At 25.9% G+C, this 23,853-nt stretch carries 21 protein-coding genes and 1 other annotated feature; all 21 genes read left to right on the top strand.

Annotated features, from left to right (window positions below; genetic code table 11):
* Window positions 1–91: 91 nt before the first annotated feature.
* The 21 genes from ABUA17_RS00285 (at window position 92) to ABUA17_RS00185 (ending at window position 23,843) form a co-directional block, all read left to right on the top strand.
* On the top strand, window positions 92–1,102 hold the full coding sequence (locus ABUA17_RS00285) for a cell division protein ZapA (protein WP_349817896.1): 1,011 nt from the start codon (window positions 92–94) through the stop codon (window positions 1,100–1,102).
* A gap of 269 nt (window positions 1,103–1,371) precedes the next feature.
* Window positions 1,372–3,732, top strand: coding sequence for a U32 family peptidase (locus ABUA17_RS00280; protein ID WP_042400316.1), 2,361 nt, complete (start codon window positions 1,372–1,374; stop codon window positions 3,730–3,732).
* Between the two features lie 16 nt (window positions 3,733–3,748).
* Window positions 3,749–4,084, top strand: coding sequence for a hypothetical protein (locus ABUA17_RS00275; RefSeq protein ID WP_042400314.1), 336 nt, complete (start codon window positions 3,749–3,751; stop codon window positions 4,082–4,084).
* A gap of 20 nt (window positions 4,085–4,104) precedes the next feature.
* Window positions 4,105–6,462, top strand: a complete 2,358-nt coding sequence (locus ABUA17_RS00270) for an endonuclease MutS2 (protein WP_042400311.1) — start codon at window positions 4,105–4,107, stop codon at window positions 6,460–6,462.
* A gap of 77 nt (window positions 6,463–6,539) precedes the next feature.
* A complete protein-coding gene (locus ABUA17_RS00265; RefSeq protein WP_042400308.1) occupies window positions 6,540–7,004 on the top strand; it encodes a 2-thiouracil desulfurase family protein in 465 nt (154 codons plus the stop codon).
* Entirely contained in the window at window positions 6,991–8,004 is a 1,014-nt protein-coding gene (locus tag ABUA17_RS00260) for a hypothetical protein (RefSeq protein ID WP_042400305.1), read from the top strand. Before ABUA17_RS00265 ends, ABUA17_RS00260 begins: the two co-directional genes overlap by 14 nt.
* Window positions 8,005–8,132: 128 nt before the next feature.
* Window positions 8,133–8,951 carry an amino acid ABC transporter substrate-binding protein gene (locus ABUA17_RS00255; RefSeq protein ID WP_195951173.1) on the top strand — a complete coding sequence of 273 codons (819 nt, stop codon included), beginning with the start codon at window positions 8,133–8,135 and terminating at the stop codon, window positions 8,949–8,951.
* Window positions 8,952–9,028: 77 nt separating this feature from the next.
* Entirely contained in the window at window positions 9,029–9,649 is a 621-nt protein-coding gene (locus ABUA17_RS00250; RefSeq protein ID WP_195951204.1) for an amino acid ABC transporter permease, read from the top strand.
* 11 nt (window positions 9,650–9,660) lie between these two features.
* Window positions 9,661–10,344 carry an amino acid ABC transporter ATP-binding protein gene (locus tag ABUA17_RS00245; RefSeq protein WP_042400299.1) on the top strand — a complete coding sequence of 228 codons (684 nt, stop codon included), beginning with the start codon at window positions 9,661–9,663 and terminating at the stop codon, window positions 10,342–10,344.
* 96 nt (window positions 10,345–10,440) lie between these two features.
* Window positions 10,441–10,677 (top strand): DUF1292 domain-containing protein, encoded by a 237-nt coding sequence (locus ABUA17_RS00240; protein ID WP_042400295.1) that lies wholly within the window; start codon window positions 10,441–10,443, stop codon window positions 10,675–10,677.
* 117 nt (window positions 10,678–10,794) lie between these two features.
* Window positions 10,795–11,676: a DMT family transporter gene (locus tag ABUA17_RS00235; protein WP_042398789.1), complete on the top strand. Its 882-nt coding sequence runs from the start codon at window positions 10,795–10,797 to the stop codon at window positions 11,674–11,676.
* Between the two features lie 104 nt (window positions 11,677–11,780).
* Window positions 11,781–14,657, top strand: a complete 2,877-nt coding sequence (locus ABUA17_RS00230) for a DEAD/DEAH box helicase (protein WP_349817893.1) — start codon at window positions 11,781–11,783, stop codon at window positions 14,655–14,657.
* A 19-nt stretch (window positions 14,658–14,676) separates the two neighbouring features.
* Window positions 14,677–15,453, top strand: a complete 777-nt coding sequence (locus ABUA17_RS00225; RefSeq protein WP_195951175.1) for a tetratricopeptide repeat protein — start codon at window positions 14,677–14,679, stop codon at window positions 15,451–15,453.
* A gap of 51 nt (window positions 15,454–15,504) precedes the next feature.
* A complete protein-coding gene (locus ABUA17_RS00220) occupies window positions 15,505–15,855 on the top strand; it encodes a hypothetical protein (RefSeq protein ID WP_195951176.1) in 351 nt (116 codons plus the stop codon).
* 93 nt (window positions 15,856–15,948) lie between these two features.
* Window positions 15,949–16,479, top strand: a complete 531-nt coding sequence (gene idi, locus ABUA17_RS00215; RefSeq protein ID WP_042398776.1) for an isopentenyl-diphosphate Delta-isomerase — start codon at window positions 15,949–15,951, stop codon at window positions 16,477–16,479.
* A 114-nt stretch (window positions 16,480–16,593) separates the two neighbouring features.
* The gene (locus tag ABUA17_RS00210) at window positions 16,594–16,926 is read left to right on the top strand and encodes a hypothetical protein (protein WP_195951177.1); all 333 of its coding nucleotides are present in this window, start codon (window positions 16,594–16,596) and stop codon (window positions 16,924–16,926) included.
* 61 nt (window positions 16,927–16,987) lie between these two features.
* Window positions 16,988–17,241 (top strand) — a binding site (T-box leader).
* A 118-nt stretch (window positions 17,242–17,359) separates the two neighbouring features.
* Window positions 17,360–17,911 carry a tryptophan transporter gene (locus ABUA17_RS00205; protein WP_042398769.1) on the top strand — a complete coding sequence of 184 codons (552 nt, stop codon included), beginning with the start codon at window positions 17,360–17,362 and terminating at the stop codon, window positions 17,909–17,911.
* A 175-nt stretch (window positions 17,912–18,086) separates the two neighbouring features.
* Window positions 18,087–18,500 (top strand): hypothetical protein, encoded by a 414-nt coding sequence (locus ABUA17_RS00200; RefSeq protein WP_042398765.1) that lies wholly within the window; start codon window positions 18,087–18,089, stop codon window positions 18,498–18,500.
* Window positions 18,501–18,680: 180 nt separating this feature from the next.
* Window positions 18,681–21,881: a type I pullulanase gene (gene pulA, locus ABUA17_RS00195; protein ID WP_042398764.1), complete on the top strand. Its 3,201-nt coding sequence runs from the start codon at window positions 18,681–18,683 to the stop codon at window positions 21,879–21,881.
* 146 nt (window positions 21,882–22,027) lie between these two features.
* The gene (locus ABUA17_RS00190; protein ID WP_052330672.1) at window positions 22,028–22,840 is read left to right on the top strand and encodes a TerC/Alx family metal homeostasis membrane protein; all 813 of its coding nucleotides are present in this window, start codon (window positions 22,028–22,030) and stop codon (window positions 22,838–22,840) included.
* A 58-nt stretch (window positions 22,841–22,898) separates the two neighbouring features.
* Window positions 22,899–23,843 (top strand): DUF6414 family protein, encoded by a 945-nt coding sequence (locus ABUA17_RS00185; protein ID WP_042398763.1) that lies wholly within the window; start codon window positions 22,899–22,901, stop codon window positions 23,841–23,843.
* Window positions 23,844–23,853: the final 10 nt, after the last annotated feature.

The raw sequence follows: 23,853 nt of genomic DNA, 5'->3' as shown, positions 1-23,853 counted from the left end.
ATAATGAATTAATCAATTTAAGGTATTATATAGTTATTTCCTGCTATTTGTGGTATAATTGACTCATAATCAAAATGTTGAGAGGTGTAAGATGAATACGGTAACGGTTATAATAAATGGTGTCGAATACAACTTAAGAGGAAAAGAAGACGAAAAATATTTGTTAGACGTTGCAGCTTACGTTGATACTAAAATTAGAGAAATTTCTGGAAGTAATAAAAAACTTAGTACAAGTTCTGCAGCTGTTTTAACTGCTGTTAATATAGCAGATGAACTTTTTAAATGTGATTTAGAAATTGGAAATATAACTAAGAAAAAAAATTCTCTTGAAGAACGTCATTTAACACTTAAAGAACGTTTAAGAGAATTAAAAGTTGATATAGATGAGACTGCAAAAGCTAGAGCTGCCGAGGTAGATTCCTTAAATTCAATGATATTCCAAATGGAAGAAAAGTTAAAAGAACACGAAGAAATTAAAACACTTAATTCAGAATTAATGAAAAAAATCGAAGAATTAACTAAATTAAATAATGATTTAACATTTGAAAATAATACCTTAAATGAAGAAGTTCAAAAATTAAGTTCTGATAATATAAAATTAGAAACAACCATTAAAAATTGTACAGAAGAAATAAATAGTAGAGTTGCTATAGAAGAGTATGATGAACTTTCAAATAAGTTACAAAAAACTCAAAAAATAAATGTTATGCTTAGCGATGAAAATGATGATTTAAAAGAAAAAATAGAAAGTTTCAATTTAAAAATTAAAGATTATACTAATCAAAATACAGAACTACAGGAAAATATATCAACTCTAAATGAGTGTATTAAATTTAAAGAAGCTGAGCTTAAAGAATTTAAAGAACTTAATATTAAACAAAGCTTAGAAGAAAAAAATATATTAGAAAATAAAATTTCTATTTTAGAAAATGATTTGCAAGATGCATTAAATAAAAAAGAGCTATTCAAATCTCGTAATAAGGAAATTAATTTCCAATTACAAAACTTCAAATACAAGGTATTAGATTTAGAAAAGAAGTTAATGGATAGTCAATTCAATTTAGCGGTTGAAAAAAGAGAAAAAAACCCACTATTAAGATAAGTCTGTTCAATCATGAGCAGGCTTATTTTAATTAATGTAGAAAAACATATTTAATTATGTTATAACAATAAGTAGTTTATTTTATAAGTATAAGAATACTAAATAGAAGTAATTAAAAATTTAATAATAATCTATATTTTAATTTATTAGTAGAGATTATTAACTAAATTGATTATTAGTTGAATAGTAAAATAATGTTTATAAATTTAATTTACTAATTCATTTTTTACAAATGATAACATTATTATTGAAACTTAGGAGAGATTTTTATGAATAAAATTGAAATTTTAGCACCTGCTGGCAGTATGGAAAGCTTATATGCGGCAATTAATAAAGGTGCAGATGCAGTGTATCTAGGCGGAAATAAATTTTCAGCTAGAGCATATGCTTCAAATTTTGATAACGAAAATATGAAAAAGGCAATTGATTATGCTCATAGTTATGGAGTAAAAATATATGTTACATTAAACACTATATTAAAAGAAAATGAAATTGATGAAGCTGTTAGATATGTAGGTTATCTATATGAAATAGGTGCAGATGCATTAATAATTCAAGATCTAGGATTATTTAAAAGAATAAAAGAAGAATATAATGATTTAGAAATTCACGCTTCAACACAAATGACAATACATAATGGTGAAGCAGCCATTTACTTCAAAGAAAAGGGATTTCACAGAGTAGTTTTATCAAGGGAAATGTCCCTAGATGAAATTAAACATATTTCTAAAGAATTAATGATTGAAACTGAAATGTTTGTACATGGTGCAATTTGTATAAGCTATTCAGGACAATGCTTAATGAGTTCTATAATTGGTGGAAGAAGTGGAAATAGAGGCAGATGTGCTCAACCTTGTAGAATGGAATATACTCTTCAAGGAGAAAAATCAGGTGAACAAAGAGGATATTTACTTAGTCCAAAAGATATGTGCACAATAGAAGATGTTAAAGATATTATTGACACTGGTACATTCTCATTAAAGATAGAAGGAAGAATGAAAAGACCTGAATATGTAGCTGGTGTAGTTGATAATTACAGAAAAGCTGTAGATAAAGTTATATTAAAGAAAAAATATAATGAACAAGAAGGTAAGGGACAATTATTACAATTATTTAATAGAAGTGGTTTTACTAATGCATACTTAAAAAGTAATACTGGTAAAGATATGATGAGCTTTAATTCTCCAAAAAATACTGGTGTACCTCTAGGTCAAGTAGAAAAAAATGGAGAAATTAAACTTAAAGCAGATATTGCATTAGGTGATGGTATACGTCATGCAGATAAAGGCTTCACTGTAAGTAAAATATTAATTAATGGCAAAGAGCAAAGTAATGCTAAAAGAGGTGACATAGTTAAAATTTTCCCTATTAATTATAAAAATGGTGAACAGCTATATAAAAGTTTGAATAAAGAGCTTTTTGATGAGTTAGAAGATTATATTAAACCATATGCTAAAAAAATATCCTTAAATGCCTCTGTTAAATTTGTTGTAGGTTCTCCTATAGAATTAAATATAAAATATAAAGGAAAAGATTATTGCTTTGCTGGTGAAGTTGTACAAAAAGCTGAAAAGCGTCCTTTAGATAAAGAAAGAATAAAAGAAGCATTAATTAAATCTGGTGATGTACCATTTAAATTAAACATTGTTGAATTTACAGAGTTTGAAGATGGATTTATGAGAGTTGCTGATTTAAACAACTTAAGAAGAGATTCTATAGAAAGCCTTATAAAAAGCATTTGTAAAGAATCAAGAAGAAAACGTCCTACAAAAAAATCATCTTCAAATGAAAAACCTAAGGCTACAGATGATACTCCTAAAGAGCTTTATAGCTGTATTACAAAAAATCAATTAAATGCATTGCTAGATTGTAATATAAATAATATTGCCTTTGATATTTTTAGTAGAGAAGAAAATGCATTAAGATTTTCAGATATAATTGAAACATTTGAAAAGTATAACGGAAATATTAACTTATATATAAAGACCTCATCTATAATTAAAGGTGAATTTAATAAGGTTTGTAGTGTTATAGAAAAAGTTAAACCTTATATAAAAGGAATAATAACATCTAATGTAGGATTAATAAACCTATATAGAAATTCCCTTCAAATTATAGGTGATTATAAACTTAATATAATGAATACACAAAGCTTAGAATTTTATCAATCAGAAATTTCTATTCCAACTTTAAGTATGGAACTTAATAGAGGTGAAATCAAAGAAATACTACGTAAAAATCATGGCAACAATGCCTATGTGATTTATGGTAAACCCGAATTAATGATAAGTGAATACTGTCCAATAGGAAGTACATTTGGTGGTAGAAAAACCAATGTTGATTGCAATGCAATTTGTACTAGAGATAAATTTACTTTAATAGATCGTGTAAATGAAAGATTAAGAGTAATGACAGATTTGTTCTGTAGAAGCTACATTTTAAATCCTGTACCTCTAAATTTATTTGATGAAGTTAATTACTTAAAAGATATAGGTATAAAAACTTTTAGATTTGATTTTAGAGATGAAACATATAATGAAGTAAAAAATGTTTTAAATATGTATGTAGGTAAAATGGAATATGATAAAGCAAACTATACAAAAGGTCAATTTAGAAGAGGTATAGAATAATTTTAGGAGGGTTATTATGAGAATATTAAACATAGTATTTTTAATTATTATATTTATTTTTGGTGTTTTCCAAATGAGAAGCTCTTCTTCTGTACTAAAAACAGATTGGTTTAAAAGTTTGAGTTATAATGAAAAAATAAATACTACAGGGAAAGTTAAAGCAAACTGGAAAAGAAGTATAATACTATTAGCTATTACTATTTGTGAAATGCTTATTTTAATTTCATCATTTATTGGTAAAAATCATAATCATGAAGATATAATTAATATTGCATTACTAACTATAAGTGCAATAGTTACAATATCATTAATTATTAATAATCAAAAGCTAAATAAAGAATTAAAAAAATAGCATTTGTATAGGAGAAATTTATGAAGGAAAGAACTTTAAGAATTTTAGAATTTAATAAAATTAAAAATAAATTAAGAGGATATGCAGTAACTAGTGGGGGTAAGGAACTTATTGATTCCCTTACACCATATGGTTCTGTTTTTGAAGTAGAAAAGAAACTTGAAGAAACTAATGAAGCTTTAGATATATTAATTCGTAAAGGAACGCCTCCATTTGAGGGATTACACGAAACTAAAGAGGAACTAGAGAGAGCAGGAAAAGGTGGAACTCTTAATCCTGGGCAATTAATGAAAATAGGAAATATGCTTAGATGCTCAAGAAGATTTAAAGAATACGTTGCAAGAAAAGATGATGAGATTGGGTATAAAAATCTTGAAGACTTAGCTTATATTTTAGCTCCATTAAAAAGTTTAGAAACAGAAATAGATACTGCTATTATTTCTGAAGAAGAAATAAGCGACAAAGCAAGTGGTACATTATATAACATTAGAAGAAGTCTAAAGGAAAAAAATTCTTCTGTTAGAGAAAAGATTAATTCTATTGTTAGAAGTAATTCAAAGTATTTACAAGACTCTCTTTACACTATGAGAGGAGATAGATATGTAATACCAGTTAAAGCTGAATATAAGGGAGCTGTTCCTGGCTTAGTTCATGATCAAAGTTCAACAGGTGCTACTTTATTTATCGAGCCAATTAGCCTAGTAAACTTAAATAATGAAATAAAAGAATTAATGCTAAAAGAAAAAGCTGAAATAGAGAGAATACTAAGTGAACTTTCAGCCAAAGTGTATGATAATATAGACATTCTAAGAAGCAATGCAGATATATTAAGAGAACTTGATTTTATATTTGCAAAAGGAAAATATGCATCATCTTTAAATGCTATTAAACCATCTGTAAGAACAGATAGAAGTTTTGATATCATTGGCGGAAAACATCCATTAATAGATCCAAAAATTGTAGTTCCTTCTGATATTTATCTAGGTGAAGAATTTACAACTTTAATGATTACAGGTCCAAATACAGGTGGTAAAACAGTTACATTAAAGACAGTTGGTTTATTACACCTAATGGCATTAAGTGGACTTTTAATACCTGCTAAAGATGGTTCTGCAATTGGATTTTTTAAAGATATATTTGCTGATATAGGTGATGAGCAAAGTATAGAACAATCTTTATCTACTTTTTCATCTCATATGACAAATATCGTGTCAATTTTAGATGATGCAGATGCTAATTCTTTAGTACTATTTGATGAATTAGGTTCTGGTACAGATCCAACTGAAGGAGCTGCTTTAGCAGTAGCAATCATTGAAACTTTAACTAAAAGAGGATCTCGAATAATAGCTACAACTCACTATAGTGAATTAAAAGGATATGCACTTCGTACAGTTGGAGTAGAAAATGCTTCTGTTGAATTTGATGTAGAAACATTACGACCTACTTATAGATTATTGATTGGTGTTCCTGGCAAGTCTAATGCATTTGAAATTTCAAAAAGATTAGGCTTAAATGATGCTGTAATAGCTAATGCTAAAAACTTTATGTCTGAAGAAAATTTACAATTCGAAGACTTAATTAGAGATTTACAAGAAAAGAGTATTATAGCTAATAGGGATGCTAGAGAAGCAAAACATATAAAAGAAGAAGCTGAAAAATTAAAAGCAAAATATGAAGAAAAATTAAAAAAATTAGATACAGTTAGAGATAAAGTTTATGATGAAGCAAGACAAGAAGCAAAAGATATTGTTTCTAGAGCCAAGGATGAAGCTGATGAAATAGTTAAGGCTATGAGAGAGCTTGAGAAAATGGGAATTGCAGAAGGCGGAAGAAATAGATTAGAAGAAGAAAGAAGAAAATTAAAAGCTAGTCTTGAAGAAAAAGAAGCTGCTATGTTTAAATCAAGAGAAAATAGTGGAGAAGCTATTACTAAAGTTAATTTAGGTATGGAAGCATTTTTACCTTCATTAAATCAAAGAGTTATTATAGTATCTAATCCTGATAATAAAGGGGAAGTACAAGTAGAAGCTGGTATAATGAAAATCAATGTTAAATTGAAGGATCTACGTAAAGTACCAGAAGAGCCTAAGAAAAAGGAAAAGAAAAAGAGAGAAGTTAAATTAAACTTAAAATCAGTTGATAGCAGAATTGACTTAAGAGGAATGGATTCTGAAGAAGCTTGTTATAGAACTGATAAATATTTAGATGAAGCTTATCTAGGTAACTTAGGTGAAGTAACAATAGTTCATGGTAAAGGAACTGGTGTCTTAAGAAAAGCTATTAATGATATGTTAAAAAGACATCCACATGTTAAATCTTATAGACTTGGTGTCTATGGTGAAGGTGGAGATGGTGTTACTATTGTTGAATTAAAATAACCATAAATTATTAATGTAAATTCAGTTGAAACCCCTCCTTATTATGCTATAATTAAAGCAGACTAAGGAGGGATTTTATGTATCTTATAAGCGCATGTTTATGTGGTGTTAATTGTAAATATAATGGAGCTAATAATTATAATGAAATATGCGATAAGTTATTTTCTTCAGGAAAAGCAATATTAGTCTGTCCTGAACAATTAGGGGGATTGCCTACACCTCGTATTCCAAGTGAGATAATAAACTATTCTAAAGAAAACTCACAAAAAGACATTACTATTATAAATAAAAATGGAGATAATGTTAGCAAGGAATTTATTAAAGGTGCACAAGAGGTATTAAATATTGCAAAGAAATTAAATATAAAAAAAGCAATATTAAAAGAAGGAAGTCCTTCTTGTGGCGTTAATTACATATATGACGGAAACTTTAATGGCACTAAAATACCTGGAATGGGTATTACAGCAAAAATTTTAAAAGAAGCATCTATAGAAGTGATTAGTGAAAAGGATTTAGGAGGTAATATAAATGGGTATATTTGATTTTTTTAAAAGAAAAAAAGAAGAAAATGATGAGATAGCTTTAGATGAAGCTTTAAATATAAAAGAAATTAATGAAGGCGAATTTAATGGTCAAATGAATTCAGAAGAAGTTAATGAAAATACTTTTAATTATAATTTTGTTATTGATCATGTTGAAGAGTATCATAATACTAAAGAGCTTTCTCCAGAAGAATTAAAATCTCTTATAACTGGTGAAATATTAAAAGTAGTTGATAAGTCTCAAAACTTTGATTCAATGGAGCTATATTCTAAAGAAGCTGCAAAGGAAATAGGAATTGAAAATATATCAGCCTTAACAGAATTTTTATACGGTGGAATTTCAAAACCATCATATTTAAAAGGAAGATATAATGGTTTAGGAGCATGGCCTACAGCTGTAAAAAATGCTGTATTAACTATACTATATTCTTTTAATGAATATAGTGTTGATGAATTATTAAAAATAGCCAATGATAAATCTGCTAATAGCATAAAAGCTGTTAATTTACTTTGTAAAATGGCTGCAAAAGGAATAGAAGAAGATAAAATTATAGATTCTATAATTTATATTATGGATAATTTTAGTGATGAAAATATATTATCAACTTTAGGATTTTTATCACAAGTAAAAAACAATAATAAAGTTTTAAAAACTTTAGAAGTATACTTTAAAAAATACATTTATGATAATAATATTGAATCAGCGTATGATATAACTTTAAGCATAATAAATAATGTTGGTACATTCACAAGAGAGCAATTAATATTCTTAAAAGCAGTAGCATTAAGTGATGAAGTTTTAGAATTATCATTAATATTAAAGGATGAAGATGGTGAGTTTGATTTATCTTCAGTTTCAGAAGATTTAAGACTAAAAGCCGCATTAAGTTTTTATTCTTTACATGATAAAGATGAAGAAATTAATAGCAAATTACTTTATTTAAGAGATAATTCATTAGACATTGAACTAAGAAAATATCTAACTGAAATATTAGGGTAATAATTTATAGAAAAGAAGAATAAGATATCTTATTCTTCTTTTTTTACAAAAAAATAGAAAACTGTTGCTTTTAATACTTTAATGTGTTAAAGTATTAAATAAAGAAAGTGATAAATAGGGGGTACATTATGAAAGTAAAAAAAATAATAAGCAATATAATTTTAGGGGGAAGTATATTATCTTTAAGCATATCATTATTTGGATGTTCAAAATCAAATGAAATAGAAAGTACTTTAAGTAAAGATACTTTAATAGTTGGAATGGATGATGCATTTGCTCCAATGGTCTTTAAAGATGAAAATGGTGAAATTACAGGGTTTGACGTTGATTTAGCTAAAGCTTTAGCTACTAAGTTAGATAAAGAAGTTGAATTTCAACCAATAGATTGGACAATGAAAGAAACTGAACTTAATTCAGGTAATATTGATTTAATATGGAACGGATATACAATTAACGATGATAGAAAAAAGAAGGTTGATTTCTCAGTGCCATATCTAAAAAATCAACAAGTTATTGTTACATTAGGTAATAGCGATATAAAAACTAAGAATGATTTAAATGGTAAAAAAGTTGGTGCCCAAAACGAATCTTCTGCTATAAGTGCAATGGAAAAAGAAGCAGAGTTATATAGTAGCTTTAATGGTGGAAGTGCAATTACATTTGAGGATAATAACCAAGCTTTAATGGATTTAGAAGCTGGTAGAATTGATGCTGTAGTAGCAGATGAAATTTTAGTAAGATACTATATAAGTTTAAAGGGTGAAGATAAATTTAATATATTAGATGAAAATTTTGGTGAAGAAGAATATGGTGTGGGTATTAGAAAAGGTGACACTGAAATGCTAGAAGCATTTAATAAGGCATATAAAGAACTACAAGATGAAGGAACATTAGCAGAAATATCTATAAAGTGGTTTGGTGAAGATATAACTATCAAGGAAAACTAATTTTAAAGAGAGGAGAATCTAAATTGGAAAATATAATAACTTTTTTAAAGGATATACTTAATTATACAGCTACATTGATGCCTCAAGTTATAGTAGGATTAAAGTCAACACTAGAAATATTTACCTTAACATTAGCCTTATCTATTCCACTAGGTTTTATTGTAGCATTAGGGAGATTATCAAAGATAAAAATAATAAATAAAATAACAAGTTTTTATGTTTTAATAATGCGTGGAACTCCTCTTCTTTTACAAATTGTATTTATATTTTTTGGACTACCAAACTTAAATATTGTTATAGATAGATTTCCAGCTGCAATTATCGCATTTACTTTAAATTATGGGGCATATTTTGGAGAAATTTTCAGAGCTGGTATTTCTTCTGTTGATGTTGGTCAAAATGAAGCAGCACAAGTATTGGGATTATCTAAAACTGATACATTTTTTAGAATAATTCTACCACAGGCATTTAAAACAGTTTTACCTCCAGTAGCTAATGAAATTGTAACTTTAGTTAAAGATACTGCTTTAGTTTATGTAATTGGTTTAGATGAACTATTAAGAGTTGGTAAAATAGCATGTAATAGAGATTCATCTTTATTACCACTTTTGATTATAGGACTTGTTTATCTAATTCTAATTGGAATATTCACTAAGCTATTGGACAAGCTTGAAAAAAAATATCAATATTACAGTTAAGAGGTGCTTATATGTTAAAAATAAGGGGATTGAAAAAAACATTTGGAAACACTTTAGTTCTTAAAGGTGTTGATTTAGATATTTTAGAAGGTGAAATTGTTGTTGTTGTAGGTCCATCTGGTGGTGGAAAAACAACTTTACTAAGAATAATAACTGGACTTGAAAAATGTGATGATGGAAGTATTGAGATTTCAGGAAATACTCTTTGTAAGGATGGAAAGTATTGTGATAAAAAGACTGCTAATATTATAAGAAAAGATGTTGGTCTAGTTTTTCAAAGTTTTAATTTATTTCCGCACAAATCAGTCTTAGAAAATATAATAGAAGCTCCAATACGTGTTTTAGGAGAAAAAAAGGAAAATGCAATAAATAAAGCTTTAGAAATTCTTAATTTTCTAGGCTTAAGTCATAAAGCTAACAATTATCCATGTGAATTATCTGGTGGTCAAAAGCAAAGAGTTGCAATTGGTAGGGCATTAGCACTTAATCCTAAATTGATGTGTTTTGATGAACCTACGTCAGCACTAGATCCTTCTCTTACTTTAGATGTTGCAAAATTAATAAGAAATTTAAGTAAAGAAGGAATGTCAATGCTTATAATTACACATGATATGGAATTTGCTAAACTTGTTTCAGATAAAATTGTCTCTATGGATAGTGGGAAAATTATTGAAAAACATATCTATAATAATTAATTTTCAACTTATAATAATATTATTGTAATACACATTCATAATTTCCTCCTTTTTATAGAATACTAATATTATGTTAAAAGAAGGAGCGATTTAATAATGAATGAAAAAACAATGAAATTTACAGATGAGCAAGGCAACAAAGTAGAGTATGCTATCTTAGAACAAAAACTAATAAACAAAACTGAGTATGTTGCAATGGCACCAGTTACCAATAAAAATGATGTAGAAATATTTAAAATTAAATTTGATAAGGATTGGAATGAAACCTTAGTTCAAGTTGAATCTGAAAATGAACTAAATATGGTAAGACAAGTATCAAGTATAAAGTTCTAATCTTTTAATAAACAAGATTTTTAATCTTGTTTATTTTTTTGTTAATTTAAATTATCACTAGAGGATTATTATCATTTATGATAATCTATATATTGAATAAAAATTCTAGGAGGTACTATGAAAAACTTAACATTAAGTAATAGAACTAAAGGCGTTTTATTTATTATAATGTCTGCTTTTGGTTTTGCAATGATGTCTGCTTTTGTTAAATTATCTGGAGATTTGCCATCATTTCAAAAAACTTTTTTTAGAAATATAACATCTTGTATAATTGCTTTTGGAATCATTTTAGTAAAAAAAGAAAGTTTCTTTGGCAAATTAGAAAATCAAAAAATACTAATTTTACGTTCTTTGTTTGGTACATTAGGAATAGTATTTAATTTTTATGCAATTGATAAGTTAGTATTATCTGATGCTAATATGCTTAATAAACTTAGCCCTTTCTTTGTTATTATTTTTAGTGCTTTATTCTTAAAGGAAAAAATAAATTTCAAACAAGGACTAGCTATCATCATAGCGTTTATTGGAGCTCTGTTTATCATAAAACCACAGTTTAACTTCGATATTATTCCATCATTAATTGGAGTTTGTGGTGCTATTTGTGCAGCAGCTGCTTATACATGCTTACGTGTACTTGGTAGTAGAGAAAAATATTATACAATTGTATTTTACTTTTCTTTTTTCTCAACTATAGTAATATTACCTTTTATGTTAATGGTTTATGAAAAAATGACACTAGTACAATTCTTATATTTAATACTAGCTGGAATTTTTGCAAGTATAGGACAATTTGGAATTACTATTGCCTATAAGTATGCTAAGGCTAAAGAAATTTCAATCTTTGATTACAGTAATATTATATTCTCTGCAATAATTAGCTTCATTTTATTTGGAGTATTGCCTGATTATTTAAGTATAATAGGATATCTCGTAATCTTTAGTGTATCATTATATATGTTTTTATATAATAAAAAGTTAGACAAAATTGAAAGTAAATAACTTATTAAGAGGTTGTATCAGAAAATTTGATACAACCTCTTTTATTCTAGTATTACTATAGTTATTTTATATGCTATAATTAATTTTTGAAAAGGAGTAGAGTAATGTGCAACAATAAAGGAACAAATATATTGGATATTCTTCTTAATAATGAAGATAAAGATGAATTAAAAATTGAAGTATATTTAAATAAGATTGATTATAATAGTAAAATTTCCGTAGAATTTAAAATTGGATTAAAGAAAACATCATCTAATAAACTTAATATAATAAAAGACATACATCAATTTCTTGTTTATTATGAAAATCATATTCCTTTAAAATATAGCAAAGATTTTATATTTGATATTAATAAACAATTTTTTTCTAGTAAGGATTTAGCATTAATCAATTATATATATGAACTTTTAGAAATAGATGGATCAAAATTTAAGCATATTAAACCAAAGGACAGAACTATTGATGGAAAATATATATACCCACCCAAATATTTAATGAAAGAATTTTTTAATACTATAAAAGATCATAGAGTATATTTTAATGATAATTTTTTTAGCCGTCCAGTTGATTGTGAAATACAAACGGGTAATCCTTATTTAGAAATGAATTTAGAATATAAGAATAATGAATATATACTAAAGTTACTTTCTGATTTACCATTAACGTTAAATGATAACTTTAATATTATGATTAATGGTACAACTATACTTTTACCAACTAAAGATTTCATAAATAAAATTAAACCTTACTATGAAATATTTTCAAATCACACTAAGGTTATTTTCCCAAAAGAAGAAGAGGATAGAATTTTAAAACAACTTATTCCTACTTTAAATAGTTTAAGTGATAATTTAATATTATCTTCAAATATACAAGAAAAAGTAGTTTTAGCAAAACCATTATTTAATTTTTATTTTGATAAGGAAGATAATTTCATATTAATGACATTAAAAGTGCAATATGATAAATATGAATTTAATATATTTAATGAGTATGATCAAAAAGTAATATATCGAGATTATAATAAAGAGAGTCAAGTAATTTCACTTTTAAAATCTCTTGGCTTTGATCATGTTAATGGTAAATTCTATTTAACCTTTGGTGATAACTATATTTTTAATTTCTTTAAAAATAAAATTTATGATCTTCAAAACATAGGTACAGTATATTATTCTGAAAATTTTAAAGGGATTAAAGTTATTAATAACAAGAGTATTATAGGCCATATTTCCGTTGGTAAATATGATTATTTTGAATTAAAATTTGAAATAAAGGATATTCCGCAATTTGAAATAAATAATATTTTAAGAGCATTTAGGGATAACTTAAAATATTATAAACTCGAAAACGGAGAATTTTTAGATTTAGAAGAATTAGAGCTAAATAACTTCTTAAAATTAATAGATAATTTAAACTCTGATAATATAATAGAACATAATACTATTGAATTTCATAAAAGCAAAGGACTTTATACAAATGACTTTATAAAAGAAAATAAAATTAAGTTTTTAAAAGGCGTGAATAATTTAAAAAGCTTAAAATCGCAATTTAATAATATAGATAAATTAACATTTGAAGTGCCAAAAGAATTTGTTGGAGAACTTAGAAATTATCAATATAAAGGGTATTGTTATTTAAAAACATTATCCCAGCTTGGTTTTGGTGGAATACTTGCAGATGAAATGGGCCTTGGTAAGACAATACAAACTATAGCTTTTTTATCATCATATAAATGCAAAACATCATTAATAGTGGCTCCCTCTTCTTTAGTATTTAATTGGAAACAAGAGTTTTCTAAATTTGCACCTTCATTAAATGTAGCCTTAGTAAATAGTACAAAAGAATATCGAAGTAAAATTATAAATAATGCAAATAATTACGATGTATTAATCACTACATATTCACTATTAAGAAATGATATTAATGAATATGCTAATATTGAATTTGAAACTATAATATTAGATGAAGCACAAAATATAAAGAACTACAATTCACAAAATGCAATAAGTGTTAAAATGCTTAATGCTAAAAATAGATTTGCTTTAACAGGAACACCAATTGAAAATTCATTACTTGAATTATGGTCTATTTTTGACTTTATAATGCCTGGATATTTATTTGATAGAGATACTTTTATTGTTAAGTATTATAGAAGATATTTAGACTGTAAAGAACTTTCAGATGAATTTAAAAAATTGATAAAACCTTTTATTCTTAGAAGAATAAAAAGTGATGTATTGAAAGAACTTCCATCAAAAATTGAAAAGATAATAGAAATTGAACTTCCAAAGGAGCAGCAAGATGTATATGGTGTATATACTAATACTGTTATAGACTTAATTGAAAAGAAAATAGTAAATGATGAATTTTCATCTAGGAAAATCGAAATATTGTCTTATATAACGAAACTAAGACAAATAGTTTTAGATCCAAGTGTAGTTTTAGATAATTATCATGGTGGAAGTGGTAAAATAGATGCATTAATAGATATACTAAATGTAGCTGTAGAAGAAAATCATAAAATTCTTGTATTTTCTCAATTCACTTCAGTTTTAAGTAGTATAAAGAAACGACTTGAAGTAGAAAATTTAACTTATTGCTACTTAGATGGATCTCTATCCCAGAAAAAAAGAGATGAAGAAGTATTTAAATTTAATAATAGTGATTCATCTATATTTTTAATAAGTTTAAAGGCTGGGGGAGTTGGTTTGAATCTTCAAAGTGCAGATATTGTTATTCACTTTGATCCATGGTGGAATCCAGCAATAGAAGCGCAAGCAAGTGATAGAGCACATAGGATTGGACAGAAAAAAATAGTTGAAGTAATTAAACTTATTGCTAAAGATACAATAGAGGAAAAAGTGATCAAATTACAAAATGAAAAAAAAGAATTAATTAATAATATATTAGATGATAAATCACTTAAAAATAATCATATATTTGATTTATCAGAAGATGAAATACTAAATTTATTTAAATAAATAACTATAAGGAGAACAAATGGACTTAAATAAAGAATTTTTAGAAAAATACAATGATTTAATGAATGAAGATGTTGAAAAGGCATTAAACTTTTCTATTAACTGCTTAAAAGAAAGCAATAATCCAGATTTTTATGCATACATAGCAGATTGTTATATGTCATTAGAAGATTATGATAATTCAATACAAACATTAAAATTAGCATTAAATGAAAACTGCAATAATATAAGCTTTGTAAAAAGTCTTTTAGGTGAATCTTATTTCTATTTGGGAGATTTTAAAGAAAGTAATAATATTTTCTTAGAACTAAAAAAAGAAAACCCTAATAGTTTTTTTGTAATAGCTTATTTAATGGATATAAATATTTATTTAGAAAAATATGATTATGCCATAGAATTAGGCGAAGAAATTTTAAAATCTAAAATATTAAACAACAATGATACTGCATATATTTTAGTAAATATAGGTTGGATATATTTAAAATATAAAAATAACTTAGAAAAATCATTTACTTATTTTAAAGATGCACTTAATATAGATGAAAATTTAGGTAGAGCATATATAGGATTAGGAGAATATTATTATAGTATTCATGAATATACTGATGCTTTAATAAATTATGAAAAAGCTATAGATTTACAAGAAGGTACTATAGATGTTTACTTTGGAATAGCAATGTGCTATAAAGCCTTAAAACAATATGAAGATGCATTAAGTTATCTACAAATAGTTCATCAAGCAGATAGTACTAACGAATTATATATAAAAGAAATTGCAGAGATAGAAAAATTATAAATTTGAATTAACTTATTAAAAAGTGCTTATACTAAGGTTGAGGTGATACTTATGTACCAAAGTATAGGAATAAACCTAAGTAAAAGTTTGGATACAGCAACAAAAAGAATCAAAATTCCTGCTATTACTCAAAGAAATTATTACAAATCATGCAATAACTGTGAAGATGAAATATTAAATTTTTATAAATCTGATTGTGATGAAAGTGATTTAAATTATGATAAGAACTTTGATTATCTAGATGAGGATAAAAGTGATATAGATAATGAATGTAATTGTGGCTGTGATGATAATTGCATGATAGAAAAATTAAAAAACTTAGATTCAAAAGTTATAGTAGGTGCCAGTATAGGAGCATTAGTTGGTTGTGTTGGATTATATCTTTTACTTAGGAGAAAATAAAACATTTATGTGTTTTGAATAAGCGCCGTTAATAATATCGGCGCTTATGCTTTATTTTAATATTTAAATATAAAAAACTTTAGGAGAGTATAAATGAAAGAAATTATTATTTGTGTAGATAAAAATGATAAGGAAATTGGTTTCATAGAAAAAATGGATGCTCATATTAGAGGAATTCTTCATAGAGCTATTTCTGTTTTTATATTTAATGATAACAAAGAATTACTCCTTCAAAAAAGATTTAGTGGAAAATATCATTCACCTAGTCTTTGGACAAACACATGCTGTACTCATCCTAACAAAGGTGAAAAAACTAAAGATGCAGCTAATAGAAGACTGAAAGAGGAAATGGGCTTTTCTACAGATATTGATGAAGTATTTTCATTTATTTATTATGTTAAGTTTGATAATGAATTAATAGAACATGAATTTGATCATGTTTTCTTTGGAAAATACAATGGTTCTATTAATTTTAATACAAATGAAGTTGAGAATTACAAATGGATTTCACTAAATGAGTTAAAGAAAGACATAAAACTAAATCCTCAAATATATACCTTTTGGTTTATATATATAATGAATAATCATATTAATGAAATAGAAGAAGCTCTAAATAGAATATAATAAGTCACCTAGCTTTATTTATTAATTACTATTGTAAGATATTTAATAGTAATATAAAATATTTTATATCGATTAATATAATTATTTTAAGCTGGGTTAGAAAGGATAAAAAAGATGAATACAAAGAAACCACAAGAATACATAGCTAATATTTCTAAAGCTTCTGCTTATTTTGCCTTAAATAACGGTCCAATTAAGGAATTAGTTAAAGAAGGTAAGATTACTGAAGAAGAAGCAACAAATCTACAAAAGTACATGCAAAATCATTTATCATATCTTTACACTGTTTTACTTGAAGAAAATAACTTAAAGAAATTTGATTTAATTATAAGTACAATGAATAAGTTTTATGTTAATGATAAAGAAGAGGTTATTATAGAAGATGATGGTTTTGATAAATTTTATAATAATTTATTTCCAACAACATCAAATATAACTATAAAATAGTTTTTTAATAACCATTGACCTTTTTCTAAATTATGGATATAATAGTATTAAATTTAAATTTTAAAATTCATAGATAAGGGATAGTAATATATCTTAGCTTCATTAAAGAGAGTTAAGGATGGTGAGATCTTAACAAGAAGGAGTTATATGAATGGGCCTTTGAGAAGTAAAGGGAAAGCAATGCTTAGTACCGGAAACCGTAACCTACACGTTATAGTAGGACAAGTATGATAGTACTTGGATTAAGTGATGAAATTTATATACTTAAATTTCATAAATTAGGTGGTACCGCGGATTATATACTCCGTCCTATTTTTAGGACGGAGTTTTTTTATTGCTTATAAGGAGGTGATTAATATGGCATGAAGTTTTGTTAAATTCATAATAGTAAAAAATCTTAATAAAAGTTATTTATGTTTAGGGGGAATTCAAAATGAAAAGAAATTTAAATACAAAAAAAATGGTTATGAATGCACTACTATTAGCAATAGGTGCCATATTACATCAAATTACTCCAGCTCTAGGTTTACCAATGCAACCTGATTTTGCATTAGCAATGTTATTTATTATAATGATTATAAATGATAATGATTATAAAACATCTCTTATTTGCGCTATAATAACAGGAGTATTTACAGCATTAACAACTAAGTTTCCTGGAGGTCAATTACCAAATATTATAGATAAAATAGTAACTGTAAATGTAATGTTTTTAGTTATTATAATAATAAATAAAATATCACATTTAACTAAACTAAACACTAAACTTGAAAAAAACATCTTGGTTTTATTAGTTTTTCCAATTGGAACATTAGTTAGTGGCACTACATTTTTATTATCAGCAAAATTTATAGTAGGATTACCAGCAAGTTTCTCACTTCTTTTTGTTACAGTTGTAATACCTGCTTTAGTAATTAATACAATAGGTGGATTTATTCTATATCATGCTATTAATGTATCATTAAAAAGGGTTTTAACTGTATAATTTCTAAAAGAGCAAATATATTAGCATATTTGCTCTTTATTTTTATAATATATTTTATTTATATTGAAATTTACTCTTGCTTTTGATACATTATAAATAATATTTTATGTGTTTAATATATTAGATATGAAATTATTATTTATATAATTAAGCATTAATCTAAGGAGGAAATATTATGTATATTGCATTTGGAAATAGAGTTTTAGATAGCAATGATATAAAAAATATTATTGAAGAAAATACTGAATTTAAAGTTATTAAAGATATGAGTAAAGGTTCTAAAAGAGAGGATATTGTTGCCTTTAACTTAAGTGTTAGTATTGATATGTTAAATGAAGAAATAAGTGAAAGTATAAATATTAATGAAGAAGATGAAGATTCTTTATTTGAAGAGTATATGGCAACAACAGAGGAACTTGGGTTTGAATTAGAAGAATACTTACCTGAAGACTCAATTATGGACTTTAAAGCTTATAAATGGGAACCATCTGATAATGATATTAAAGCAGTATTTGTTATGGCTAATGAAGAACTTGGAAATAATAAATTAAAAGATGTAATGAGAAGATTATTAACACAAGTCGAATAATCAATTATTAAATTTAAATAAAAAACAAGATAAAATAGTAATTTATCTTGTTTTTTATTATATATGAAAAAAATAGAAAAAATGGTACAATTATTTTAGAGAATATTTAATAAAATAAAATTATTGTTCATAAGTATTAAATATTGAACTTTAGTCGAGAATTAATTTGAGAGGTAATATATGAAAAGTACAGATTATATTGAAAAAATTGAAATAAACGATAATCCTAAAGGTACGTATTCAATTGATTTATGTCCTATTTCCAATACTATACGTTTTACAGCACAATATGATGGATGTATTTATGCATATGTAGTTGGTGATTTTAATAATTGGAATAAATCTGATGAATATAAGCTAACATGGCAATTAGATACACGTGATGGTTTATTAAAAATGATGAAAGAAGTTAAATTTCCAAATAAATTGAAACCTGGAAAATATAAATATAAATATATTTTAATTGACACTGATGGAAATGAATTATGGGTAGATTCAGAAGGTAGCGAAAAAAATAGCTTTAGTTTTATTTGGGAACCTATAAAGGACGTCTTAAAAATTTATTCTTCTAGTAATGTAGTAACTTATAAAAGACCCGTAGAATTACTAGGGGTTTGTAGTGGACTATACGGTAGAATTTCTCTTACAGAAATGAATTGGTCCATAGAAAATAGTTATCCTGGCATAGAAATCAAAAATAATTATTTATTTGTTGATAAAAATGTTCCAGAAGGATATGAAATTATTATTAATGGAACTTCTATAAATAATGAGTACAATTCAACTAAAAAAATTAAGGTTAAAAATAATAATTATGAAGGTACTTTAGTTCATTTTTATATAGAAGATAGCAATTATCAAGGAAATGATTTTATTTGGAATTGTTGGAGCTTTAGCGAGAATTCTTCTGGTGAAGAGAAAAATTTTAATTATAATACAGACTTTGGCTTTTCAACATATATTAATGATGATTACTTAATTGTAAGAAAAAAGCAGTGGGGTAATAATTGGATAAATTATTGGTCAGAACAAACCATTACTTATGATTTAAAAGGTAATTATAAGGATATTTACATTATCCATGGAGATAACAGAAGTTATAAATCACTTAGAGATGCATTAGTTGCAAGTCAAACTAATATAAAATTTGCCGTAATGGATAATGCTAATAAAGTTAAAATTTATCTTACTAGCGAGCCTTTATTAGGCATTGATTTTGAACTTTATTTAAATGGTGAAAAGATAGAGGGTACCTCTTCAATTATAAGAGGAAATAAAATAATTATAACAAATCTCCCTCGTCATATTCATGCAAATGACTTATTGTTAGTATCAGCCACTAACGCTTATAGGCCTTATAAAGTTATTATGCGTGATTACTTAGATAAATTTTATTATTCTAAAGATGATCTTGGAGTTACTTATTTAAATGATTCAATTTCATTTAAAATATGGGCTCCCACAAGCATAAAGGTAGAATTATTATTATTTGAGGATTGGTATATAAGTCATGAAGATGATGTAACTAAATATCAAATGACTTATGATTATAAAACAGGAGTTTATTCTACAGTTATAAATAAAGAAGATGCAGATGGTTTGTATTATTTATATAAACTTTATTTTAGGGATGTAGATGTAAATGGAGAAATTGTAGAAAATGTAACTTATGCAGTTGATCCTTATGCAAATTCAGTTTCTGTAAATGGTGATAAAGGATATGTATTAGATATTAATGAAAGAAATACTAAACCTATAGGATTTATTAATCATAATATTCCTCCATTAATTAATAAAGATGATTCTATTATTTATGAAATGCATATTAGGGATTTTACTATCGATAAAAGTTCAGGTGTAATTGATGGCCTGAGAGGTACTTATTTAGGAGCAGCAGAAGAAAATACAGTATATAGAAATCCTTATAGTGCTAAATCTATTAAGACAGGAATAGATCACTTATGTGAGTTAGGAGTAACACATGTTCATTTAATGCCTGTATTTGATTTTGGTTCTGTAGATGAACGTTTTCCAAGTTCTAATAACCGAAATTGGGGATATGATCCTAAAAACTTCAATGCACCTGAAGGCAGTTATTGCAGTAATCCTTATAATCCTGTAACAAGAATAATAGAATTAAGACAAATGATTATGAAATTTCATGAAAAAGGAATAAGAGTAGTAATGGATATGGTTTATAACCATATGATGTGCACTATTAACATGGATAATATAGTTCCAGGCTATTATTTTAGAACAGATCATTTAGGACGATATACAAATGGTTCAGGTTGCGGAAACGAACTTGCTTCCGAAAAGCCTATGGTTAGAAAGTTTATTATTGATTCATGCATGCATTGGATTAAAAACTATAAAATAGATGGAATAAGATTTGACTTAATGGAACTATTAGATATTGACACTACAAAGGAAATTGTACGTAAAGCAACTAAGATAGATAAAAACTTTTTAATATATGGCGAGCCATGGAAAGGTGGTAGTTCACCATTAGTTAATGGTACTTATAAAGGGTCACAAAAAAATGAAAATTTTTCTGTATTTAATGATACTTTTAGGGATGCAATTAGAGGAAATAATAATCCTTCTTGTGGATTTATAAATGGTAATTCTTGCAACTCTGATTTTGCTTGGAGCATAATAGAAGGATTGAAAGGTTCTATATATACATTAACATCAAACCCAAATGAAAGTATTAATTATATCGATGCTCATGATAATTATACACTTTGGGATCAAATAGAAAAAAGTCAAAATCCAAACTTGAACTTTGGTGATTATAGAAAAAATATCCCTAATCATCCTTTAAACTCAAGTCTTGTTAGACAAGATCTTTTAGGTATGTCCATCATATTTTCATCCCAAGGTATTCCATTTATCCAATATGGAGCCGAATTTTTAAAAACAAAACAAGGTGATCATAATAGCTATAAAAGTAATGATGACATAAACTCCATCAAGTGGTATGATAAGGAAAAATTTATTGATGTATTTAATTATAATAAAGGGTTAATTGAAATCAGAAGAAGTTTACCACATTTTAGACTTAGAGATACAGAACTGATAAAGAATAATATTAATTTTATCTTTGCTGGTAATAGTGAAAATTGTGGTGTTTTAATACAGCATATCAATTTAAATAATTATGATAAAGGTGAAGTTGTTGTTATTTATAATGGAACCAATATTGATAATTATGACGTAAACTCTTATGTTCCATCTTCAAGTAGTGGCTATTGGAATATCATTGCAAATGAAAATAGTGCTGGAATGAAAATCTTGAATACTGTTTTTAACAATCAAATCCCAGGTTTAAGGTCATATTCAATAATGATTTTATGTAATAATATCAACTTTTGTTAAATCTAAAAAATAATTATAATTTGATAATTAAAAGTAGAAAGTAAGATTAAATTTCATTTTAATCTTACTTTTTGAATTATTAACAAATAAAATACTTCTTTTAATCATATATTTATTCTGTGAATTAATTATAAAGGAGAAATATTTTGAAAGCGAGAAGTGCATTAAAAAATTTTGTTTTATGGGTAAGCCTAGCAATTGTAGTTAATATTTTTATTTATATTATTTTTGGCTCAGAACCTGGATTAGAGTTTCTTGGTGGATACATAATAGAATTAAGTTTAAGTGTAGATAATTTATTTCTATTTTTACTTGTCTTTACATCTTTTAATATACCAATCTCATACCAAAAAAGAGTTCTAACATATGGAATATTTGGTGCTATAGTCTTAAGATTTATGTTTATTTTCTTAGGAGTTGCAATTGTAAATACATTTCACTGGATACTATATATTTTTGGATTTTTCTTATTTTGTAGTGGTTTAAAAATACTATTCAACAAAGAAGAAGCTGTTGATTTTTCAGATAGTAAAGTATTAAAAATTATGAAAAAGATAATTCCTGTCACTGATGATTTATATGGTGAATGTTTTTTTGTACGTAAAAATGGAGTTTTGCATGCAACTCCATTATTATTAATTTTAGTATTAATTGAAAGTTCAGATATTATTTTTGCTATGGATTCAATACCTGCTATTTTTTCTATCACTACCAATCCTTATATAGTTTATAGTTCTAATATCTTTGCCATATTAGGCTTAAGAAGCCTATATTTTCTTTTAGCTAAATTAAATAGTATGTTTAAATATATAAAATATGGAGTGGCATTTATTTTAATGTTTACAGGAGTAAAATTATTTATAGCATTCTTTGGAATAACTATTTCAACAATGGTTTCACTGCTCGTAATAGCAATTATATTACTAGTTAGTATTTTATTTTCATTATTATGTACTTAATTATCTACTTTAGAATAAGATACTATGAGGCTTTTTAATTAATAAGGAGGTAACTTCTTTGGCAGATGCTCTTGATTTACTTATTTATTTAGACGAAGCATTAACTAAGAATTTAAATTCACTAGTTATTGATGGTTATATAGAAAAAAGAACTTCTAAATTTATTGAAGATAGAACCTTAAGTGCTAAAACTGGAAATGAAGGATCTAACCAACATTATGGAGAAGATAGATGTATTCGCGACGAGCGTGATGGATATAAAGGGAAAAATTTTACTGAAGCAGATACTGTAACAACATTAAATAAGGATAATCAATCTGTTGAAGGTAGAAGATTTATTAGACGTGAAGAAGAGTTGACACGAATATATACAACTTTTGAAATTCATCAGCAATTATTACAAGGTTTAAATGAAGCTAATTTAATTAAAGAATTCTCCGAATATTCTTCAATTGATAGTATAAGTGCTGGAGATTATATTAAATTAAGTGGTAATATTACTAATGAATCTATGGTGTCATACATAGATAGCCTATCAAATTTACTTTCTAGTTTAGGAACTGATAATTTAAATTGTATATGTAATTCTTCTAATGAATTAAATAATTCACTGATTAATTATAATACCATGTATAAACAAGTGGATTACTTAAAATCACTTTTAACTGTTAATAACAGTCAAGATATGATTATTAAATGTGGAAATATAGATGTTGTTCTAACAGTAAATAATAATAATTTTGTTAGTACTTATGCAAATATTTATGAGGGGGAAGAATGTCCTTGTACAGTAGTAGGAAAAGTTATACGAAAATGTGATAGTAATCATTGTATTCATTTACTAAGAAAATCAGGACAAGCAAATTTTTATGAAAACTTTTTAAGCTGTTGTTCTCCCTTAATGCAGAAATTGTCCAGCAATGGAATTTATTTACCAGAACAACCACGATTTAAAGTTCCAGGGGAGTCTTTACTAGTTGTCCCAATAAGTATGATTATATAAACAATTTCTT

The organism is Clostridium sp. RTP31139st1_H3_RTP31139_211217, assembly GCF_040227035.1.
GTDB lineage: Bacteria > Bacillota > Clostridia > Clostridiales > Clostridiaceae > Clostridium > Clostridium saudiense.
Note: the sequence above shows the minus strand (reverse complement) of the source record. Positions and strands in the feature narration are given on the sequence as shown.

Bases quoted from the DNA above. Each gene is read 5' to 3' on its own strand.
- ABUA17_RS00285 (WP_349817896.1), top strand. From the start codon at position 92: ATGAATACGGTAACGGTTATAATAAATGGTGTCGAATACAACTTAAGA.
- ABUA17_RS00280 (WP_042400316.1), top strand. From the start codon at position 1,372: ATGAATAAAATTGAAATTTTAGCACCTGCTGGCAGTATGGAAAGCTTA.
- ABUA17_RS00275 (WP_042400314.1), top strand. From the start codon at position 3,749: ATGAGAATATTAAACATAGTATTTTTAATTATTATATTTATTTTTGGT.
- ABUA17_RS00270 (WP_042400311.1), top strand. From the start codon at position 4,105: ATGAAGGAAAGAACTTTAAGAATTTTAGAATTTAATAAAATTAAAAAT.
- ABUA17_RS00265 (WP_042400308.1), top strand. From the start codon at position 6,540: ATGTATCTTATAAGCGCATGTTTATGTGGTGTTAATTGTAAATATAAT.
- ABUA17_RS00260 (WP_042400305.1), top strand. From the start codon at position 6,991: ATGGGTATATTTGATTTTTTTAAAAGAAAAAAAGAAGAAAATGATGAG.
- ABUA17_RS00255 (WP_195951173.1), top strand. From the start codon at position 8,133: ATGAAAGTAAAAAAAATAATAAGCAATATAATTTTAGGGGGAAGTATA.
- ABUA17_RS00250 (WP_195951204.1), top strand. From the start codon at position 9,029: ATGCCTCAAGTTATAGTAGGATTAAAGTCAACACTAGAAATATTTACC.
- ABUA17_RS00245 (WP_042400299.1), top strand. From the start codon at position 9,661: ATGTTAAAAATAAGGGGATTGAAAAAAACATTTGGAAACACTTTAGTT.
- ABUA17_RS00240 (WP_042400295.1), top strand. From the start codon at position 10,441: ATGAATGAAAAAACAATGAAATTTACAGATGAGCAAGGCAACAAAGTA.
- ABUA17_RS00235 (WP_042398789.1), top strand. From the start codon at position 10,795: ATGAAAAACTTAACATTAAGTAATAGAACTAAAGGCGTTTTATTTATT.
- ABUA17_RS00230 (WP_349817893.1), top strand. From the start codon at position 11,781: ATGTGCAACAATAAAGGAACAAATATATTGGATATTCTTCTTAATAAT.
- ABUA17_RS00225 (WP_195951175.1), top strand. From the start codon at position 14,677: ATGGACTTAAATAAAGAATTTTTAGAAAAATACAATGATTTAATGAAT.
- ABUA17_RS00220 (WP_195951176.1), top strand. From the start codon at position 15,505: ATGTACCAAAGTATAGGAATAAACCTAAGTAAAAGTTTGGATACAGCA.
- idi (WP_042398776.1), top strand. From the start codon at position 15,949: ATGAAAGAAATTATTATTTGTGTAGATAAAAATGATAAGGAAATTGGT.
- ABUA17_RS00210 (WP_195951177.1), top strand. From the start codon at position 16,594: ATGAATACAAAGAAACCACAAGAATACATAGCTAATATTTCTAAAGCT.
- ABUA17_RS00205 (WP_042398769.1), top strand. From the start codon at position 17,360: ATGAAAAGAAATTTAAATACAAAAAAAATGGTTATGAATGCACTACTA.
- ABUA17_RS00200 (WP_042398765.1), top strand. From the start codon at position 18,087: ATGTATATTGCATTTGGAAATAGAGTTTTAGATAGCAATGATATAAAA.
- pulA (WP_042398764.1), top strand. From the start codon at position 18,681: ATGAAAAGTACAGATTATATTGAAAAAATTGAAATAAACGATAATCCT.